Origin of the sequence: Flavobacterium sp. FlaQc-49 (genome assembly GCF_044005985.1) — a bacterium.
GTDB classification, from domain to species: Bacteria; Bacteroidota; Bacteroidia; order Flavobacteriales; family Flavobacteriaceae; genus Flavobacterium; species Flavobacterium cupriresistens.
In genome coordinates, this window is the sequence record NZ_JBIPCS010000007.1 from 101,033 (window position 1) to 117,216 (window position 16,184).

The 16,184-nt window shown below is 33.0% G+C and carries 16 protein-coding genes; 10 read left to right on the plus strand and 6 right to left on the minus strand.

The window, feature by feature from the left end:
- Positions 1 to 9 precede the first annotated feature (9 nt).
- On the minus strand, positions 10 to 816 hold the full coding sequence (locus tag ACHRV3_RS15220; protein ID WP_230004082.1) for a 2OG-Fe(II) oxygenase: 807 nt from the start codon (positions 814 to 816) through the stop codon (positions 10 to 12).
- Positions 817 to 931: 115 nt separating this feature from the next.
- On the opposite strand from ACHRV3_RS15220, the gene ACHRV3_RS15225 reads away from it, so the two are divergent.
- The 4 genes from ACHRV3_RS15225 to ACHRV3_RS15240 all read left to right on the plus strand — a co-directional run bounded on the left by ACHRV3_RS15225 (position 932) and on the right by ACHRV3_RS15240 (position 5,364).
- A complete protein-coding gene (locus ACHRV3_RS15225) occupies positions 932 to 2,020 on the plus strand; it encodes a DUF1972 domain-containing protein (protein ID WP_395435276.1) in 1,089 nt (362 codons plus the stop codon).
- Positions 1,980 to 3,296, plus strand: coding sequence for an O-antigen ligase family protein (locus ACHRV3_RS15230; RefSeq protein WP_395435277.1), 1,317 nt, complete (start codon positions 1,980 to 1,982; stop codon positions 3,294 to 3,296). Before ACHRV3_RS15225 ends, ACHRV3_RS15230 begins: the two co-directional genes overlap by 41 nt.
- 230 nt (positions 3,297 to 3,526) lie before the next feature.
- Positions 3,527 to 4,510 carry a UDP-glucuronic acid decarboxylase family protein gene (locus tag ACHRV3_RS15235; RefSeq protein WP_047774620.1) on the plus strand — a complete coding sequence of 328 codons (984 nt, stop codon included), beginning with the start codon at positions 3,527 to 3,529 and terminating at the stop codon, positions 4,508 to 4,510.
- Positions 4,511 to 4,596: 86 nt separating this feature from the next.
- Positions 4,597 to 5,364: a glycosyltransferase family 2 protein gene (locus tag ACHRV3_RS15240; protein WP_395435278.1), complete on the plus strand. Its 768-nt coding sequence runs from the start codon at positions 4,597 to 4,599 to the stop codon at positions 5,362 to 5,364.
- Positions 5,365 to 5,403: 39 nt separating this feature from the next.
- On the opposite strand, the gene ACHRV3_RS15245 is transcribed toward ACHRV3_RS15240, so the two are convergent.
- Both ACHRV3_RS15245 and ACHRV3_RS15250 read right to left on the minus strand, forming a co-directional pair.
- Complete coding sequence (locus ACHRV3_RS15245) at positions 5,404 to 5,931, minus strand: ORF6N domain-containing protein (RefSeq protein ID WP_230004093.1); 528 nt, start codon at positions 5,929 to 5,931, stop codon at positions 5,404 to 5,406.
- 35 nt (positions 5,932 to 5,966) lie between these two features.
- Positions 5,967 to 7,277, minus strand: coding sequence for a phenylacetate--CoA ligase family protein (locus tag ACHRV3_RS15250; protein ID WP_395435279.1), 1,311 nt, complete (start codon positions 7,275 to 7,277; stop codon positions 5,967 to 5,969).
- A gap of 133 nt (positions 7,278 to 7,410) precedes the next feature.
- Between ACHRV3_RS15250 and purD the strand changes: the two genes are divergently transcribed.
- Entirely contained in the window at positions 7,411 to 8,685 is a 1,275-nt protein-coding gene (purD, locus tag ACHRV3_RS15255) for a phosphoribosylamine--glycine ligase (protein WP_047774626.1), read from the plus strand.
- Here the strand turns inward: purD and ACHRV3_RS15260 are convergent.
- A complete protein-coding gene (locus ACHRV3_RS15260; protein ID WP_047774628.1) occupies positions 8,677 to 8,907 on the minus strand; it encodes a hypothetical protein in 231 nt (76 codons plus the stop codon). The two genes, purD and ACHRV3_RS15260, sit on opposite strands and share 9 nt — an antisense overlap.
- A 138-nt stretch (positions 8,908 to 9,045) precedes the next feature.
- Here ACHRV3_RS15260 and ACHRV3_RS15265 point away from each other — a divergent pair, with 138 nt between their 5' ends.
- Positions 9,046 to 9,975: a DUF6427 family protein gene (locus tag ACHRV3_RS15265; RefSeq protein ID WP_047774630.1), complete on the plus strand. Its 930-nt coding sequence runs from the start codon at positions 9,046 to 9,048 to the stop codon at positions 9,973 to 9,975.
- On the opposite strand, the gene upp is transcribed toward ACHRV3_RS15265, so the two are convergent.
- Positions 9,970 to 10,623 carry a uracil phosphoribosyltransferase gene (gene upp, locus ACHRV3_RS15270; RefSeq protein ID WP_395435280.1) on the minus strand — a complete coding sequence of 218 codons (654 nt, stop codon included), beginning with the start codon at positions 10,621 to 10,623 and terminating at the stop codon, positions 9,970 to 9,972. The two genes, ACHRV3_RS15265 and upp, sit on opposite strands and share 6 nt — an antisense overlap.
- Positions 10,624 to 10,736: 113 nt before the next feature.
- Here upp and ACHRV3_RS15275 point away from each other — a divergent pair, with 113 nt between their 5' ends.
- Positions 10,737 to 11,342: a DUF4254 domain-containing protein gene (locus ACHRV3_RS15275; RefSeq protein ID WP_395426233.1), complete on the plus strand. Its 606-nt coding sequence runs from the start codon at positions 10,737 to 10,739 to the stop codon at positions 11,340 to 11,342.
- A 43-nt stretch (positions 11,343 to 11,385) separates the two neighbouring features.
- The gene (locus tag ACHRV3_RS15280) at positions 11,386 to 12,405 is read left to right on the plus strand and encodes a glycosyltransferase family 9 protein (RefSeq protein ID WP_395435385.1); all 1,020 of its coding nucleotides are present in this window, start codon (positions 11,386 to 11,388) and stop codon (positions 12,403 to 12,405) included.
- A gap of 298 nt (positions 12,406 to 12,703) precedes the next feature.
- Here the strand turns inward: ACHRV3_RS15280 and ACHRV3_RS15285 are convergent, their stop codons facing one another.
- Positions 12,704 to 13,756 carry a ferredoxin--NADP reductase gene (locus ACHRV3_RS15285; protein WP_305070196.1) on the minus strand — a complete coding sequence of 351 codons (1,053 nt, stop codon included), beginning with the start codon at positions 13,754 to 13,756 and terminating at the stop codon, positions 12,704 to 12,706.
- Positions 13,757 to 13,884: 128 nt separating this feature from the next.
- Between ACHRV3_RS15285 and ACHRV3_RS15290 the strand changes: the two genes are divergently transcribed.
- Both ACHRV3_RS15290 and ACHRV3_RS15295 read left to right on the plus strand, forming a co-directional pair.
- Positions 13,885 to 15,345 carry a DUF5687 family protein gene (locus ACHRV3_RS15290; protein WP_395435281.1) on the plus strand — a complete coding sequence of 487 codons (1,461 nt, stop codon included), beginning with the start codon at positions 13,885 to 13,887 and terminating at the stop codon, positions 15,343 to 15,345.
- A 96-nt stretch (positions 15,346 to 15,441) separates the two neighbouring features.
- Positions 15,442 to 16,137, plus strand: coding sequence for an ABC transporter ATP-binding protein (locus ACHRV3_RS15295; RefSeq protein WP_230004100.1), 696 nt, complete (start codon positions 15,442 to 15,444; stop codon positions 16,135 to 16,137).
- The last annotated feature ends 47 nt before the right edge of the window (positions 16,138 to 16,184 follow it).

Consider the following 16,184-nt stretch of genomic DNA (forward strand, 5'->3'; position numbering starts at 1 on the left):
AAAGTCAAGTTATTGATTTTTTGCAGTGTTGCTACCAAATAATTTATTTTTTGTTTTCACTAAAAAATTATAATTTTTAGCAAATTGTTTCTTTAAAAACGAGGCATCATCCTTAGGAAACCAATCTGTAGTTCGTGGTTTTTCAATTTGCCTTTCATGAATTTGATAGGCGTAGGTTGCAACAGACGTTCTAAAACATCCCTCAGGGAAATAGGTCATATCATATCCATGAAGTGTATAAGGGGCACATTGCTGAATAATTAAACGATTAAAAGGTACATCAAGTTCTGCTTCTTGTCCGGTTCTTAAATCGGTTATTTTTAAGCCACCCTTATACTCAGGTTTCCAATCTTTGTTCAGATATAAAAGTAAATTTAATTCCCGATACCAATTTTTGTTTAAAGGATGATAATTAAAATCTAAGTGCATGTCTAAAAAACTATTCTTCTTGCCTTGATGTAATCCTCCACCATGATTCTTTGGGTCAACAAAAATTGTTTTTGAGGTTATATATGAAATAATTTTATTGAATCGTTCAGACGAAAGGTCGTCATATAAATCACGTAACTCAGGTCCTAGTTCCTTATAATTTGATTTTTCAAATTTATTATTTGCAAAAGAATAATCACGGCTCTTATTATTGAGTTCAGGAATGCTTTTATGCGCTTTTATTAATTTTTCTTCTTCACAAAAGCCATCAATTATTAAATGCGGAAATGGGCTGGCAGTTAGATATTGTAAGCGCAAATCGTCTAAATGTTTTTCCAGATATTCAAAATTAATCATAACCTGCTGAGATAAATTATTCTCAGACAAAAGTAGGAATTTAATCAAACCTATTGGTTAATTAAAATTTAATTTGTTCATAATCAATTAAATTATTTAAGAACTTTTAATTCATTATTTTTGAAGCCTGATTAAAATAATTTAAATGAGAATAGCCATACTTGGAACAAGAGGAATCCCAAATAATTATGGCGGGTTTGAACAGTTTGCCGAGTGTTTTGCTGTTTATGCAGCAGAACAAAAGCACGATGTTTATGTCTACAATTCGCATACTCATGTTTTTCAGGAAACGTATTATAAAGGGGTGAATATTATTCATCAATACGATCCGGAAAATAAAATAGGTACCGCAGGACAATTTATTTATGACCTGAATTGTATTCTGGATTCCAGAAAAAGAAATTTTGATGTTATTCTACAATTGGGGTACACAAGCAGTTCGATATGGTCTTTTTTATTACCAAAAAAATCAATTATCATTACTAATATGGATGGATTGGAATGGAAGAGAAGTAAATACTCTAAAATAACCCAAAAATTTCTAAAGATAGCTGAAAAAAAAGCAGTCAAAAGTAGTGATCATTTGGTTGCAGATTCGCTTGGAATTAAACAATATTTAAAAGAGATATACCATAAAGACGCGGTCTATATTGCTTATGGCGCTGAGGTATTTTTAGATCCACAACAGGATTTGCTTTCACAATATAATGTTGAAAAAAACAATTACAACTTGCTAATAGCACGTTTTGAGCCTGAAAATAATATTGAAATGATTTTGGACGGAGTTGTTGATAGTCAAAATGATAAATTAATATTGGTTGTAGGAAATAATGATAATGGTTTTGGAAAATATCTCAAAAAGAAGTTTTCTAACAATCAAAAGATACGTTTTACAGGAGGAATTTATAACAAAGAGCATCTGGATAATTTGAGATATTTCTCGACGATTTATTTTCATGGACATTCAGTTGGAGGAACAAACCCTTCTTTACTGGAAGCAATGGCGGCTAAAACATTAATTGTGGCACATAACAATGAATTTAATCGCGCTATTTTACAGGAAAATGCATTTTACTTTTCGAATGCTACTGAAGTTAAATGTATTATCGAAACAGTAAAAAGAAAGGATTATGAACAAATTGTTCAGGATAACTTTGATACTATAATTAAAGAGTTTAATTGGGAAAAAATAAATGAATCATACCTTAGTTTATTCGAAAAAAGTCTTCAATAAAATTGATAAATTGTGGCAAAATAAGACTTTGCTGGTTTATTTTTTAACAGCAATGCTGATTACACTTCCAATGGAATATATAATTGGCAGCTTGACTTGCATACTTTTTTTAATTGTATCTTTTTCCAAATTCAAAAAAGCAAATTTTTCAATTTCCGGAGCGCTAATACTTCCAATACTATTGTATGGGGTAATGCTTGTGTCGCTCATTTGGACATTGGACAGTAAATTAACAATTAGAGGGTTGCAAAAAGAAGTGCTGTTTTTTCTGATTCCGTTAGCTTTTTGCGGATTGCCGAAAATAAATCGCAATCATGTAAATAAGGTTTTTAATTACTTCAGTTTTGCAATGGTTGGTTTTGCTGTCTTTTATTTTTTAAAAGCGATTGTAAAATTTTTGGTATCAGGAAACGCAAATGTTTTTTTCTATCACGAGCTAGTCACACTAAAGTTAAATGCAATTTACGTTGCTGTTTTTGCTTCTTTAGGAATGTTTTTTTTTCTGGTTAAGAAGAATAAATTATTTGTTGATAAAGTTGGTTTTGCAATTCTTATTGTCTTTATAATCTTATTATCATCCAAGAATATTATTATTGTCGATTTGGTTATGATAATGATTTATTATTTCTTTTTTTCTGCAGTTTCCAGAAAAACAAAAACGATATTAGTCTCGACGGTAATTACGGTGTTTTTAAGTTCGATATTTTTAATTAAGCCAGTCAGAGACAGGTTCATGATTGAGTTTGAAACAATATTTGTTGATAGCTCCTTAAAGAAATCTACTGAAGAAAATCAGGGACCGGTTTATAATATTAGTTTGAAACAAGCTTGGAACCAGGATAAATTTCAACAGAATGATTTTTTCCCTGGAGCAGCTTTTCGGGTTTTTCAGATTAGAATTTTTAAAGAAATGCTTCAGGAGGATGCTATTTTTTTTACAGGATTTGGATTAGATGCTTCGCAGAATAAAATAAGAGAAAAAGTAAAAGAGTATAATTTGCACTCCAGTTATGGAGAGTTTAATTTTCATAATGAATATGTTCAAATATTTTCAGAACTCGGGATACTTGGTTTTTTAATCGTTGTCAGTATGTTGTTTATTTCGATAAAAAAAGGGATCAGGAATAAAGATTTTCTACTTATTTCTTTTTCTGTAACTATGATCGTTTTATTTTTAAGCGAATCTTTTTTGAGTAGACAGAGAGGAATAATTTTCTTTATAGTTATTTACTGTATGTTTAGCGTAGCTAATAATGCTGATGAACAGAAAATATAGAGATAAAAGCACTATTTTCAGAAGCTAGGGTTAGTGTTTTGATCCAAAAAGAGAAAAATCATCTTTTGGACAAAATACTTTAGAACTTTTTTCTGCATTAGTATAATAGTAATGAATAATAAATTTTTAAAGAATTTATAAAACTGTCCAAATTAATTTAGACAGTTTTTTTTTAGAATAGTTTTTATAATTTTCAAATAAGTTACATTTGCGATGTATAAATAATTACTATGAAAAGAATACTTATCACCGGGGCAGCAGGATTTTTAGGATCGCATTTGTGCGATCGATTCATCAAAGAAGGCTATTATGTTATTGGAATGGATAATCTGATTACGGGAGATCTTAAAAATATTGAGCATTTATTCAAATTAGAGCATTTCGAATTTTACCATCACGATATTACCAAATTTGTTCACATTCCGGGTGATTTAGATTATATACTACATTTTGCTTCGCCGGCGAGCCCTATTGACTACTTAAAAATTCCGATTCAGACTTTAAAAGTAGGTTCGTTAGGAACACATAATTTGTTAGGTTTAGCCCGAGTAAAAAAAGCCAGGATTCTGATTGCATCAACTTCAGAAGTTTACGGAGATCCGTTGGTTCACCCTCAGACAGAAGAATATTACGGAAACGTAAATACAATCGGGCCACGTGGTGTTTATGACGAGGCGAAACGTTTTCAGGAGTCGATCACTATGGCATATCATACTTTCCATGGTGTAGAAACCAGAATTGTGCGTATTTTTAATACGTATGGACCTAGAATGCGACTCAATGACGGTCGTGTAATTCCTGCGTTTATCGGACAGGCACTTCGCGGAGAAGATTTGACGATTTTTGGCGATGGAATGCAAACACGTTCGTTTTGTTATGTGGATGATCAGGTAGAAGGTATTTTCAGATTACTGCATTCTGATTATGTGTATCCTGTAAATATTGGAAATCCGGATGAAATCACAATTAAGGATTTTGCAGAAGAAATCATTAAATTGACAGGAACCAATCAAAAGGTAGTCTACCATCCATTACCAATAAATGATCCCTTACAACGTCAGCCAGACACCACAAAAGCAAAAGAACTATTGGGCTGGGAAGCAAAAGTAAATCGTTCGGAAGGAATGAAAATTACGTATGATTATTTCAGATCCCTTTCTCCGGAAGAACTTTCTAAAGAGGAACACAAAGATTTCTCCAGTTATATAAAATAATACACTTCATACAGTCCGGATTTCTTAATTGAATTCGGATTGATTTTTTTTAATTAAAAAATATAAATTCCGATAGTCGTCGTCAAATGAATGAATTAGTATCGATTATAATACCCACCTATAATACTGAAAAGTTCATCAGAGCAACTTTAAAATCAGTCCAGAATCAAAGTTATCAAAACTGGGAAGCAATTTTGGTTGATGATGCTTCAACGGATCAAACGGTTGCTATTATTGCGGAATTTGCACGAAACGACAACAGAATAAAATTTTTTCAGTTAGCGAAGAACTCCGGAAATGGTTTTGCGAGAAATGTAGCCTTAGAAAAAGCCACAGGAAAATATATTGCCTATCTCGATGCAGATGATTTATGGTTTCCGGAAAAGCTGGAAAAACAAATCCGGTTTTTAAAAGCAAACAATTTGCCCTTTACCTTTTCATTTTATGATTGTATAGACGAAGAAGGCAACGATTTAAGCAGAAGAGTAGAAGCACCATTAAAGCTAACTTATAAGCAATTATTTTACTGCAATTATGTAGGTAATTTGACGGCAATTTACGATACAGCTTATTTTGGAAAAATTACCTTGCCAGCCTCTCAGAAAAGGCAAGATTGGCGTTTATGGCTTACAATTTTAAAACAAATCAAAGTTACGAAACCTGTACCGGAATCTTTGGCTTTTTATAGAATTAGAAAGGATTCTATTTCGTCGTCAAAATTCAAATTGATTAAACACAATTTTGGCGTTTACAGAGGATTTCACGGTTATAACTTTGTATTTTCTCTTTTATTGATGACAAGGTTTTTATTTACGCAGTTGGTTATAAAACCTCGATATATAAAGAATAAATAGAGTAAGATTGGAGGTTGCAATTTGTGACCTTAAAGAATATTATTTTTTATAACCAATTTTAATTCTTTCACTTTCGTTTTCCTTTTTCTCCGTTAATTCATCTAAGTAACTAAAAACCAATTCTATATTTTTATCGTGATTTTCTAATTTCTTTTGAATTTGGAGAATATCAATTTTCATTTCTGTGGTACCTAAAAGCAATTCTCTCACTTTTGTGAAAATGCGCATAATTTGAATATTAGTTTGGATTGCTTTATCGCTTTTCAAAACACTTGAAAGCATTAAAATTCCGTGTTCTGTAAATGCCATTGGAGCATAACGTAAACCCATCTTATCAGAATTGGAGGTCACAAACTGTGACCTCCAATTTTTAAACTCTGATTCATTAAGTTCGAACATAAAATCTTCTGGAAATCGGGATAAATTTCTTTTAACAGCTTGTTTTAAAACTTTTGTTTCAACACCATAGAGCATCGCAAGATCACGATCAAGCATTATTTTTTGATTGCGAATAAAGTATATTTTATTTGAAATTGTTTCTTCCGGAAGTAAAGATAGATCGTCCATAAGTTTTTAATTGAAAAACAAATGTAAGATTTTATTTACAAACAAGATTTAAACTGTTTTAGTTTTCCACGGTTCGTTCTTTCTAAAACTGTCTTTCGAATAAAACTGAAATTTAAATTAGGTTCTAAATACAAAGAAATAGCCTCTTCAATTTTTTGAATCTGATGGGTATCTAATTCATGTTCACTGATATATTCAATTTCAAACGTATCTAATTGGATTTGTTTGATGATAAACTCTTTTACGTTTCCATCGTCTTCAATGATGCTTTTGGTGACATAATAAAACGTCAATCCGGGTGATTTTTTCCCGCTTGGCAGGATAGCAACATCATTGGTTCTGCCAACCAGTTTTTTGAGAATCGGTTTTTGAAGCGTACTTTTTTCATCTAAAATTCCAATGTCGCCAATGTCGTATCTTATAAATGGATTTGCCTTATTAAATAAAGAAGTAATCACAATGCGACCTTCTTTTCCATAAGGTAAAACCTGATTATGTTCATCCAAAATTTCAACAAAAAGTGTTTCGGAGTTTACCTGCCATTCGCCTTTTGGATTTTCAAAAGCAATCAAATCCAGTTCCGAAGCCCCGTATTCATTGATAATCGGAATTCCGAATTGCTTTTCTAAGAGTTTTTTATCCGATTCAAAAAGCATTTCCGAAGTCACAAAACAGGCCTTTAGTGTTGGGCAAATGTCTTTTAAAAGACTATTTTTTTTCTCTAAGAATTTAGCAAACAAAACAATAGAACTAGTGTAGCCGTTGAGGTAATCGAATTTTTTTGTTTTGAATTTCTGCAAAAATCTTTCCAAAACTTCATCCGATAAATCAAAAACAGGAAATCGGAACCGGTTCCCTAAATAATCTTTAAAGCGCTCTTTTTGATAGCCAACAAAATCCATTGGAATTCCGTAAAATCGTGCCTGATAAGAGTGATTAAAATCGATTCCGAACCAGCCAAAACGCATACTGTTGGAAGCCCAGGTCATGGCATGAGTATACTTATCTTTAGCAAAAACAAAAGGCGTCCCGCTGGATCCGGACGTTTTGTTGCGATAGACATTTTTTAAAGTATAGCCTTTTGAAAGTCTATGTTCGAGTGGCTTTTGCAAATTTTGCTTGTTCAGAACGGGTAAATCTTCCCATTTTGGGACAATTTTGTTTCCAACTAATTCGTTATAAAATGGATTGTTTTGCAAGTGAAAACCAACAATATCATCTTTTTGTTTTTGAAGAAATTGTAAAAACTCCTTTTCAGAAAGACGAGTGATTGCATCTAAATCAGCTTTTGCTTTCTTTATCGGAAAACCATTTAATTGAAGCGAAAGGTCAAAAAGAGAAATCATTTGAAGACTGAATTTTCATCAAAAATAATATTATCCAATTACTAATAGTGATGAATCAACAACTTTTTAAGATTTAATTATTTTTTACGTTCAAAAGCAATTATTTTTGCACCACAACTAAATACAACAACACATGACAATTTTACTATTGGGATCAGGCGGAAGAGAGCATGCATTTGCATGGAAAATGATTCAAAGTCCGCTTTGCGAAAAACTTTTTGTTGCACCGGGAAATGCCGGAACTGCCGGTATTGCCACAAATGTTGCAATGTCTCCAACCGATTTTGATGCTATAAAAACATTTGTACTACAGGAAAAAGTAGGTATGGTAGTCGTTGGACCTGAAGATCCGTTGGTAAAAGGTATTTACGATTATTTCAAAAATGACGAAAGTTTAAAGCATATTCCGGTTATTGGGCCATCTAAATTAGGGGCACAATTAGAAGGAAGTAAAGAATTCGCTAAAGAATTCTTGATGAAACATAACATTCCAACTGCAGCTTACGACAGTTTTACGGCTGAAACAGTTGAAAAAGGATGTGACTTTTTAGAAACATTACAACCGCCATACGTTTTAAAAGCAGATGGTTTAGCTGCCGGAAAAGGAGTTTTGATTATTCAGGATTTAGAAGAAGCTAAAACAGAATTGAGAAACATGCTGGTTCATCAAAAATTTGGTGCAGCGAGTTCAAAAGTAGTTATCGAAGAATTTTTAGACGGAATTGAATTAAGCTGTTTTGTTTTAACTGACGGTAAAAGCTATAAAATTTTGCCAACAGCTAAAGATTACAAACGAATTGGTGAAGGTGATACAGGATTAAATACAGGCGGAATGGGAGCTGTTTCTCCGGTTCCTTATGTAGATGCCGTTTTGATGGAAAAAATTGAAACTCGTATCGTAAAACCAACAATTGAAGGTTTTCAGAAAGATGGAATTGAATACAAAGGATTTGTATTTATTGGTTTGATCAATGTGAAAAACGAACCAATCGTTATTGAATACAACGTGAGAATGGGTGATCCGGAAACAGAAGTTGTAGTACCAAGATTAAAATCTGATTTAGTTGAACTGTTCTTGTCCGTAGCAGATCAGAAATTAGATTCTTTTGAATTAGAGGTTGATCCAAGAAGTGCCACAACAATTATGGTGGTTTCAGGCGGATATCCGGAAGATTTCGAGAAAGGAAAAGTAATTACCGGTTTAGAAAATATTACTGATTCTATTGTTTTCCACGCGGGAACTAAATTAGAAGATGGAGCAGTTTTGAGTAACGGAGGTCGTGTATTGACGATTACTTCTTACGGAGATGATTTCCAACAAGCCATAAAAAAATCTTATCAAAACATAGATAAACTAAATTTTGATAAGATGTATTTTAGAAAAGATATCGGCTTCGACTTACTTTAAGAAAGAGTGAGCCGTAGTATCTTGATTTTCTGTTCCTGCAGCATCAAAAATGCGTAATTGTTTAATCCAATATACGATTGCTGCAGAACAAATAATCATAAATATCCAGTTAATTGTGTTTGCACCAAACCAAGTAATTAGCTCTAAACGACGTAAAAAGTCAAGTGGAGCAAATAAAATGTTAACGAATAAGTATTGTATTCCTTCAAAAAAAGCTGTCATAATTTATAAAATTATATGTTATTTATTGTTTTGTAACGCATTGAACACAAAATTCAATTGATCGAATCTTTTTCAACTTGTTGGTTTTCCTTTTAAACAAGTATTATATTTACAGTCACAAAAGTATAAAATATCCTTATGATAACAAGTGTTTTTAAAAAATCTACGCCATTAAATTATTCATTGGTCGTAATTTTAATACTGGTTTTCTTTTTTCTTTTTCAAATTCAGGAACCATCCTGGATCAGTTCCCCGTTTTTGGCATTTCAAAAAATAAGCCTTTTATGCTTTATTTTTGCTTCTTTTTTCCTGATTAATTTTATCGTAAAGAAGAACGGACTCAGTAAAGACAACGGTTACTCGATATTTTTCTACTTATTATTCTTATTGTTTTTCCCCACAATATTTAATGATTCGAATGTAATATATGCGAACTTTTTTATTCTGTTAGCCCTTAGAAGGTTAATTTCGCTTCAGTCTCTGAAGGCTTCAAAAGAAAAAATATTTGACGCTTCTTTTTGGATTTTAGTAGCTTCTTTATTTCAATTTTGGTGTATTCTTTTCCTGATATTGGTTTTTATATCGATTATTTTTCACGTTTCACGTGATTATAGAAACTGGGTATTGCCTTTTATAGCACTTTTAGCGGTTAGCGTGATTTTTTTATTAATCTCTTTGGTCTTTCATATCGATGCCATTCAGTTTTTTGAAAAACGTGCTGTAGTTGATTTCAGTATTGATTATTTTAAGAACAATTACGAAAACGCTGCACTTTCAATCTACACTGCGGTAGCCTTATTTTTTGTGTTTTCGATGTTAACAACCTTTTCAAACAGGCCACAAATTGTGCATTCATCATACAAAAAAGTAGTAGCCTGTTTTTTTATAGCGGTTATTGTTTTTATTGTTTCACCAAACAAAAGCAACGATTTATTGTTGTTTAGTATTGCGCCTTTAACCATTATGGCATCAGGACATGTAGAATATATACAGCAAAAGTTAAATAACGAAATTGTTTTTTACGCGCTCATTGCCTGTAGTTTATTTACATTTTTGTCCCAATTATAATTTACTGCCATAAGCAAGATCACCGGCATCACCAAGACCCGGAATAATGTAATTTTTTTCGTTTAATTTTTCGTCCAACGAAGCAACCCATAAGTGGCAATTTTCGGGAAGATTCTTTTCCAGATACTGTATGCCTTCCGGAGCAGCAATCACGACTACAATATGAATTTCGTTTGGAGTTGCGTTCTGTACTAATTTTTCATGAACAGCAACGATAGATTGACCTGTGGCCAACATCGGGTCAAGAAGCAAAACCGTTTTATTGTTTATGTTTGAAAGCGCCTGATATTCAACTAAAATTTCAAAAGCATCATCATTATTCGGATGATGTCTGCAAGCAGAAACAAAACTATTTTCTGCATGATCAAAATAATTTAAAAACCCATTGTGCAGGGTTAATCCAGCTCTTAAAATTGAACATAAAACCAGATCTTCGCTTATTTCAGTTGTTTTTTTAATCCCAAGCGGAGTCTGAATTTCGACACTTTTATAAGCCAAAGTTTTACTCAGTTCATAGGCCATAATTTCACCAATTCGCTCTATGTTTCTTCGAAAACGCATACTGTCGTTCTGAACATTTATATTTCGAATTTGACCTAAAAAATGGTTTAAAACACTGTTATCTTCCGATATATAATGAATTTTCATAAGGAGTTTTTAGAATTGTTAGGATATAACCTTTATTAATGACGAAAAAGTAAAGTTTTTTTTCGAACTATAAAAGTATAAAAAGTATCTTTGTCTCTCTAAAAAATAAAGACATGTTTTCAAAATTAGCATATTCGGTTTTCGAACAAAGCATCAAAGATTATCACGAGTTTGATAATGTTGATCAACCTATAAACAATCCGTTTCCAAAAGATAAATTTGAACATTTATTATACTTAAAAAACTGGATTGACACTGTTCAATGGCATTTTGAAGATATTATTCGTGATCCGCAAATTGACCCGGTAGCAGCATTAACACTAAAAAGAAGAATTGATGCTTCTAACCAGGAACGTACCGATATGGTAGAATATATCGACAGTTACTTTTTGCAAAAATACAGCGAAGTAAAAGTAAAAGACGGTGCGAAAATCAACTCTGAAAGTCCGGCTTGGGCATTTGACAGATTGTCTATTTTGGCATTAAAAATTTATCATATGCATGAAGAAGCTACTCGTGCAGAGGCTTCACAAGAGCACAGAGATAAATGTCAGGAAAAATTAAATATTCTTTTAGAACAAAGAAGTGATTTATCTACAGCGATCGATGATTTGCTGACTGATATCGAAAATGGAGATAAATTCATGAAAGTGTACAAACAAATGAAGATGTACAACGACGATGATTTGAATCCGGTTTTATACCAAAACAAAAAATAGTTTGACAGCAAAATTGTCTAAGACTATTCAACATATAGCCGTCATGCGACTCTCTGCAATGGGAGATGTTGCCATGACGGTTCCTGTTTTACGTGCTTTTGTAAAACAGTATCCGACGGTAAAAGTTACGGTGATTTCACGTCCGTTTTTTAAGCCTTTTTTTGAAGGAATTCCCAATCTTGATTTTTTTGCTTTTGATGAAAAGGAACGCCACAAAGGTTTTCTGGGGCTTTTGAGATTATTTTCAGATGTCAAAAAACTCAAAATTGATGCTTTTGCAGATTTACATAATGTTTTGAGATCTAAAATTGTGAGTTTTCTTTTTGCTTTAACCGGAAAAAAAAGAGCCACAGTCGATAAAGGACGAGAAGGTAAAAAGGAATTAACACGTGTCGAGAATAAAATTTTCAAGCAATTACCAACGATGTTTGAGAGACACGCAAAAGTGTTTGAAAAATTGGGTTTTCCCGTAAACTTATCGAATCCTGAATTTCCGAAAAGAGCGGTATTAAGTGCTGAAATTACTGATTTGGTGGGAGAAAGTTACCAAAAACTAATCGGAATCGCACCGTTTGCACAATATGATTCTAAAGTATATCCGTTGGATTTCATGGAGGAAGTAATTGCAAAACTGGCTGATAATAAAGAGCAAACCATTTTGCTTTTTGGAGGAGGAAAGAAAGAAATCGAAATTTTAGAGTCCCTTTCAAAGCCCTTTAAAAATGTAATAAATGTAGCCGGAAAAATTAAATTCCAACAAGAGCTAAAACTAATAAGCAATCTGGATGTAATGCTTTCCATGGACTCCGGAAATGCACATATTGCAGCGATGTTGGGTGTAAAAGTGGTTACGCTTTGGGGCGCAACGCATCCGTATGCAGGATTTTTACCGTTTAATCAAAGTCTTGATAATGCTTTGGTTTCGGATCGAAACCTGTATCCTAATTTACCGTCCTCTGTATATGGAAATAAAATAATCGAAGGTTATGAAGATGCCATGAGAACCATTTCTCCTAAGAAAGTGGCTAAGAGGATTCAGTCGCTTTTGGAAGAAAAAAAGTAGTTTCGGTTTGCAGTCTCAGTTTGCAGTCGCAGTCTCAGTCGCAGTCTCAGTCGCAGTTTGCGGTCACAGTTTATAGTTACAACTCGACAGCATTTATGTCACCCTGAGCGAAGTCGAAGGCTTGTTAGTTAAAAGGGGCTTCGACTTCGCTCAGCCTGACAGTTGGGGTTTTCAGTCACAGTTTACTGTTTACATGTCACAATAAATAATAATATAAAAAAAGAGTTTGCTTCTGCAAACTCTTTTTTTATATCTGTAAACTGAGACTGAAAACCGCGACTGCGACTAAGAAACCCTCCTAAACGTCATCAAAATCTACGTAAATAGTCTCCGATGTTGGGTGTGCTTGACAGGTCAAGACTAAACCGGAAGCAATTTCTCGGTCAGTTAAAATAGAATTTTTAGTCATTTCTGCCGTTCCTGTTGTGATACGTGCTAGACAGCTGCTGCAAATTCCGCCTTGGCAAGAATAAGGAGCATCGATTCCTTGTTTTAGTGCTGCGTCAAGAATCGTTTGTTTTTGAGACATTTCAAAAGTAACTTCATCATCATCAACTAAAACCGTAATTTTTGTATGTCCTTCTAATGAGGTATTGATTTGATTTTCTTTAGTAGAAGAAGTAAAAAGTTCAAACTTAATAGCGGATTCTTTTATGTTTTTCTCTTTTAGAATACCCGAAACCGTATTGATCATTTCTTCAGGACCACACAAGTAGAATTTATCAAATTGTAATTCTTTATGTTTGTTATTCAATACAAAATTCACAGCCGATTTGTCAATTCTGCCAAATAAAGCATTTTCAGCTTTAGCTTGACTAAATACATAATGCACAAATAAGCGCCCTACATATTGCAATTGTAAATCGTGTAATTCCTGATGAAAGATCGTCTCTTCAGGTGTTTTATTTCCATAAACCAATACAAATGAGCTTTTTGGTTCACTTTTTAAAACGGACTTTATAATAGAAAGTACAGGAGTGATTCCGCTACCTGCTACGAAAGCTGCGTAATTTTTTTGTCTTTCGGCATCTGGTTCAAACGTAAATTTTCCTTCAGGGTGACCTACTTCAAGAACATCTCCGGCTTTTAGTTTGGTATTTGCGAATTGCGAAAACAAACCATTTTTAACCGCTTTTACCGCAATTCTTAATTCACCGCTTTCCGGTCCGGAACAAATTGAGTAAGCACGTCTAATCTCTTGATTGTCAAGTGTTAGTTTTAAGTTTATATATTGTCCGGCAACAAATTTATAGTCCGGTTTTAGTTCTTCGGGAACATTAAAAAGAACAGAAACAGCATCGGCAGTTTCACGTTTTACCTCTTTAATTATAAGTTTTAAGAATGAAGGCATGATATGATATTTTCTGCAAAAGTAGCAAACAACAGCTAATTGATGGTAACGAAATTATTTTTTTTAACTTTTTTTGTAACGTTTACTTACATTTGATCTCTTACTATAAAACTGAAAACCAAAGAACCATGATTAAAAAGTTTATTTACCTGGAATGGAAAGCCTTTATTCGATCTGCCTCATTTGGTTCTAATTTGGCCATGAAAATTCTGATCGGTTTCTTGATGATCTATTTTTCAATCCTTTTTATAGGGATGGGCGTTGGAGCCTTTTATATGCTTAAAGAAATGAATCTGGAACCATTAGTTACGGTTAACAGATTTCTAATTTATTATTTTCTGTTCGACCTCGTTATTCGATTGCTGATGCAAGCTATACCGGTGCTTAACATAAAACCGTTACTGGTTTTACCTTTTAAGAAACCAACAATTGTTCATTTTTCGCTGGGCAAAACAGCTTTATCTTTTTTTAATTGGGTCCATGCGCTTTTCTTTCTTCCTTTTTCGATCGTATTAGCTATTGAGGGATATGATATTATGGGTATTATTTTGTGGCATCTGGCGGTTCTTTCGTTAGTATATATAAACAATTTCCTGAATATCATTTTGAGTAATATCGACAAGTTATTTGTTGTTTTTGTAGCTGTAATTGTGGCCTTAGGAGCAGCACAATACTACAAGATATTCGACATTACAACTTTTACAGCTCCCTTTTTTCAAGGGTTTTATAACACAAAGGGAATGGTCTTTATTCCGGTTTTGGTATTAGTTAGTTTGTATGTCTTTACGTTTAAATATTTTAAAAACAATTTATATTTAGATGCAGGACTTTCTAAAAAAGAAGACATTGCCAGCACAGAAAATCTTTCATGGCTGAATCAGTTTGGTACTTTGGGGACATTTCTTAAGAATGATATTAAATTGATTAAGAGGAACAAGAGATCAAAAACAACTATTTTAATGAGTATTCTCTTTTTGTTTTACGGGCTTATCTTTTTTGGAAATTCACACCAGCCGGCTGTGATGTATATTTTTGCCGGGATATTTGTTTCGGGTGGATTTCTATTTGTTTTCGGACAATTTGTACCGAGTTGGGACAGTTCGTATTATCAATTGATGATGACGCAGAATATTCCGTATCGCGGTTATATTACTTCAAAATGGTGGTTGATCGTGATTGCCACTTTTGTTTCGACTATTATTGCTTCTTTTTATCTTTTTTACGGATGGGAAGTGTACTTAACAATCGTTGTTGGAGCGATTTATAATATTGGAGTTAATTCTCACATGGTACTTTTAGGAGGCGCATTTACCAAAACGCCAATTGATTTGAGTAATGCAGGAGGAGCCTTTAGCGATAAAAAAGCGTTCAACGTTAATGCCATGTTATTGACGTTACCAAAAATATTATTGCCTTTGGGATTGTATGGTATTGGACTTTATTTGGGAGATAAAACGCTCGGATTAGTATTAGTTGCCGGAGCCGGTTTTTTAGGTTTTATTTTTAGAAATAAGGTCTTTTCTTTGATTGAAAAAAGATACAAAATAGAAAAATACAGTACGATAAGTGCTTATAAACAAAAGAATTAATTAGAAAATGTGTCAATTTGATAATGAGATAATTTTATCGGATGAAAACAATCACTTTTTTAATCTAAAATCAGCAATCTAAAATCCACAATTACAATGATACAAGTAAGTCAGCTTTCAAAAAAATACAACGGGACAACAGTTTTAAATATTGAGCATCTTGAGATTCCAAAAGGGCAAAGTTTCGGATTAGTTGGAAATAACGGAGCCGGAAAAACCACTTTTTTCAGTTTATTATTGGACTTGATTCAGCCTTCGACAGGAAATATTAAAAGCAATGATATTCAGGTTAATACCAATGAAAATTGGAAATCGTTTACAGGTTCTTTTCTCGATGAAAGTTTCCTGATTGGGTATTTAACTCCGGAAGAATATTTTTATTTTATTGGAGATTTACGTCACCAGAACAAAGCAGATGTGGATGCCTTGTTAGCAAAACAGGAAGAGTTTTTTAATGGAGAAATCCTGAAAAACAAAAAGTACTTGCGCGATTTATCTAAGGGAAATCAGAAGAAGGTGGGGATAATTGCCACACTTATCGGTAATCCCGAAGTAATTATTCTCGATGAGCCTTTTGCTAATTTAGATCCTACAACGGTAAGTCGATTGAAAAAAATTATTAAAGAATTAGCCGAAGATCCAAACGTAACCGTTCTGGTTTCCAGTCATGATTTGCAGCACACGGTGGAGGTTTGCGATAGAATTGTAGCACTCAATAAAGGTGAAATAGTTAAAGATATTCAAACTTCAAAAGAAACCTTACAAGAATTGGAATCGTTTTTTGCAGTATAAATTTCGATATTACAAAAAGAAGCGTATTTTTACAAGTCATTATACTA

Bases quoted from the DNA above. Each gene is read 5' to 3' on its own strand.
- ACHRV3_RS15225 (WP_395435276.1), top strand. From the start codon at position 932: ATGAGAATAGCCATACTTGGAACAAGAGGAATCCCAAATAATTATGGC.
- ACHRV3_RS15230 (WP_395435277.1), top strand. From the start codon at position 1,980: ATGAATCATACCTTAGTTTATTCGAAAAAAGTCTTCAATAAAATTGAT.
- ACHRV3_RS15235 (WP_047774620.1), top strand. From the start codon at position 3,527: ATGAAAAGAATACTTATCACCGGGGCAGCAGGATTTTTAGGATCGCAT.
- ACHRV3_RS15240 (WP_395435278.1), top strand. From the start codon at position 4,597: ATGAATGAATTAGTATCGATTATAATACCCACCTATAATACTGAAAAG.
- ACHRV3_RS15245 (WP_230004093.1), bottom strand. From the start codon at position 5,931: ATGGACGATCTATCTTTACTTCCGGAAGAAACAATTTCAAATAAAATA.
- ACHRV3_RS15250 (WP_395435279.1), bottom strand. From the start codon at position 7,277: ATGATTTCTCTTTTTGACCTTTCGCTTCAATTAAATGGTTTTCCGATA.
- purD (WP_047774626.1), top strand. From the start codon at position 7,411: ATGACAATTTTACTATTGGGATCAGGCGGAAGAGAGCATGCATTTGCA.
- ACHRV3_RS15260 (WP_047774628.1), bottom strand. From the start codon at position 8,907: ATGACAGCTTTTTTTGAAGGAATACAATACTTATTCGTTAACATTTTA.
- ACHRV3_RS15265 (WP_047774630.1), top strand. From the start codon at position 9,046: ATGATAACAAGTGTTTTTAAAAAATCTACGCCATTAAATTATTCATTG.
- upp (WP_395435280.1), bottom strand. From the start codon at position 10,623: ATGAAAATTCATTATATATCGGAAGATAACAGTGTTTTAAACCATTTT.
- ACHRV3_RS15275 (WP_395426233.1), top strand. From the start codon at position 10,737: ATGTTTTCAAAATTAGCATATTCGGTTTTCGAACAAAGCATCAAAGAT.
- ACHRV3_RS15280 (WP_395435385.1), top strand. From the start codon at position 11,386: ATGCGACTCTCTGCAATGGGAGATGTTGCCATGACGGTTCCTGTTTTA.
- ACHRV3_RS15285 (WP_305070196.1), bottom strand. From the start codon at position 13,756: ATGCCTTCATTCTTAAAACTTATAATTAAAGAGGTAAAACGTGAAACT.
- ACHRV3_RS15290 (WP_395435281.1), top strand. From the start codon at position 13,885: ATGATTAAAAAGTTTATTTACCTGGAATGGAAAGCCTTTATTCGATCT.
- ACHRV3_RS15295 (WP_230004100.1), top strand. From the start codon at position 15,442: ATGATACAAGTAAGTCAGCTTTCAAAAAAATACAACGGGACAACAGTT.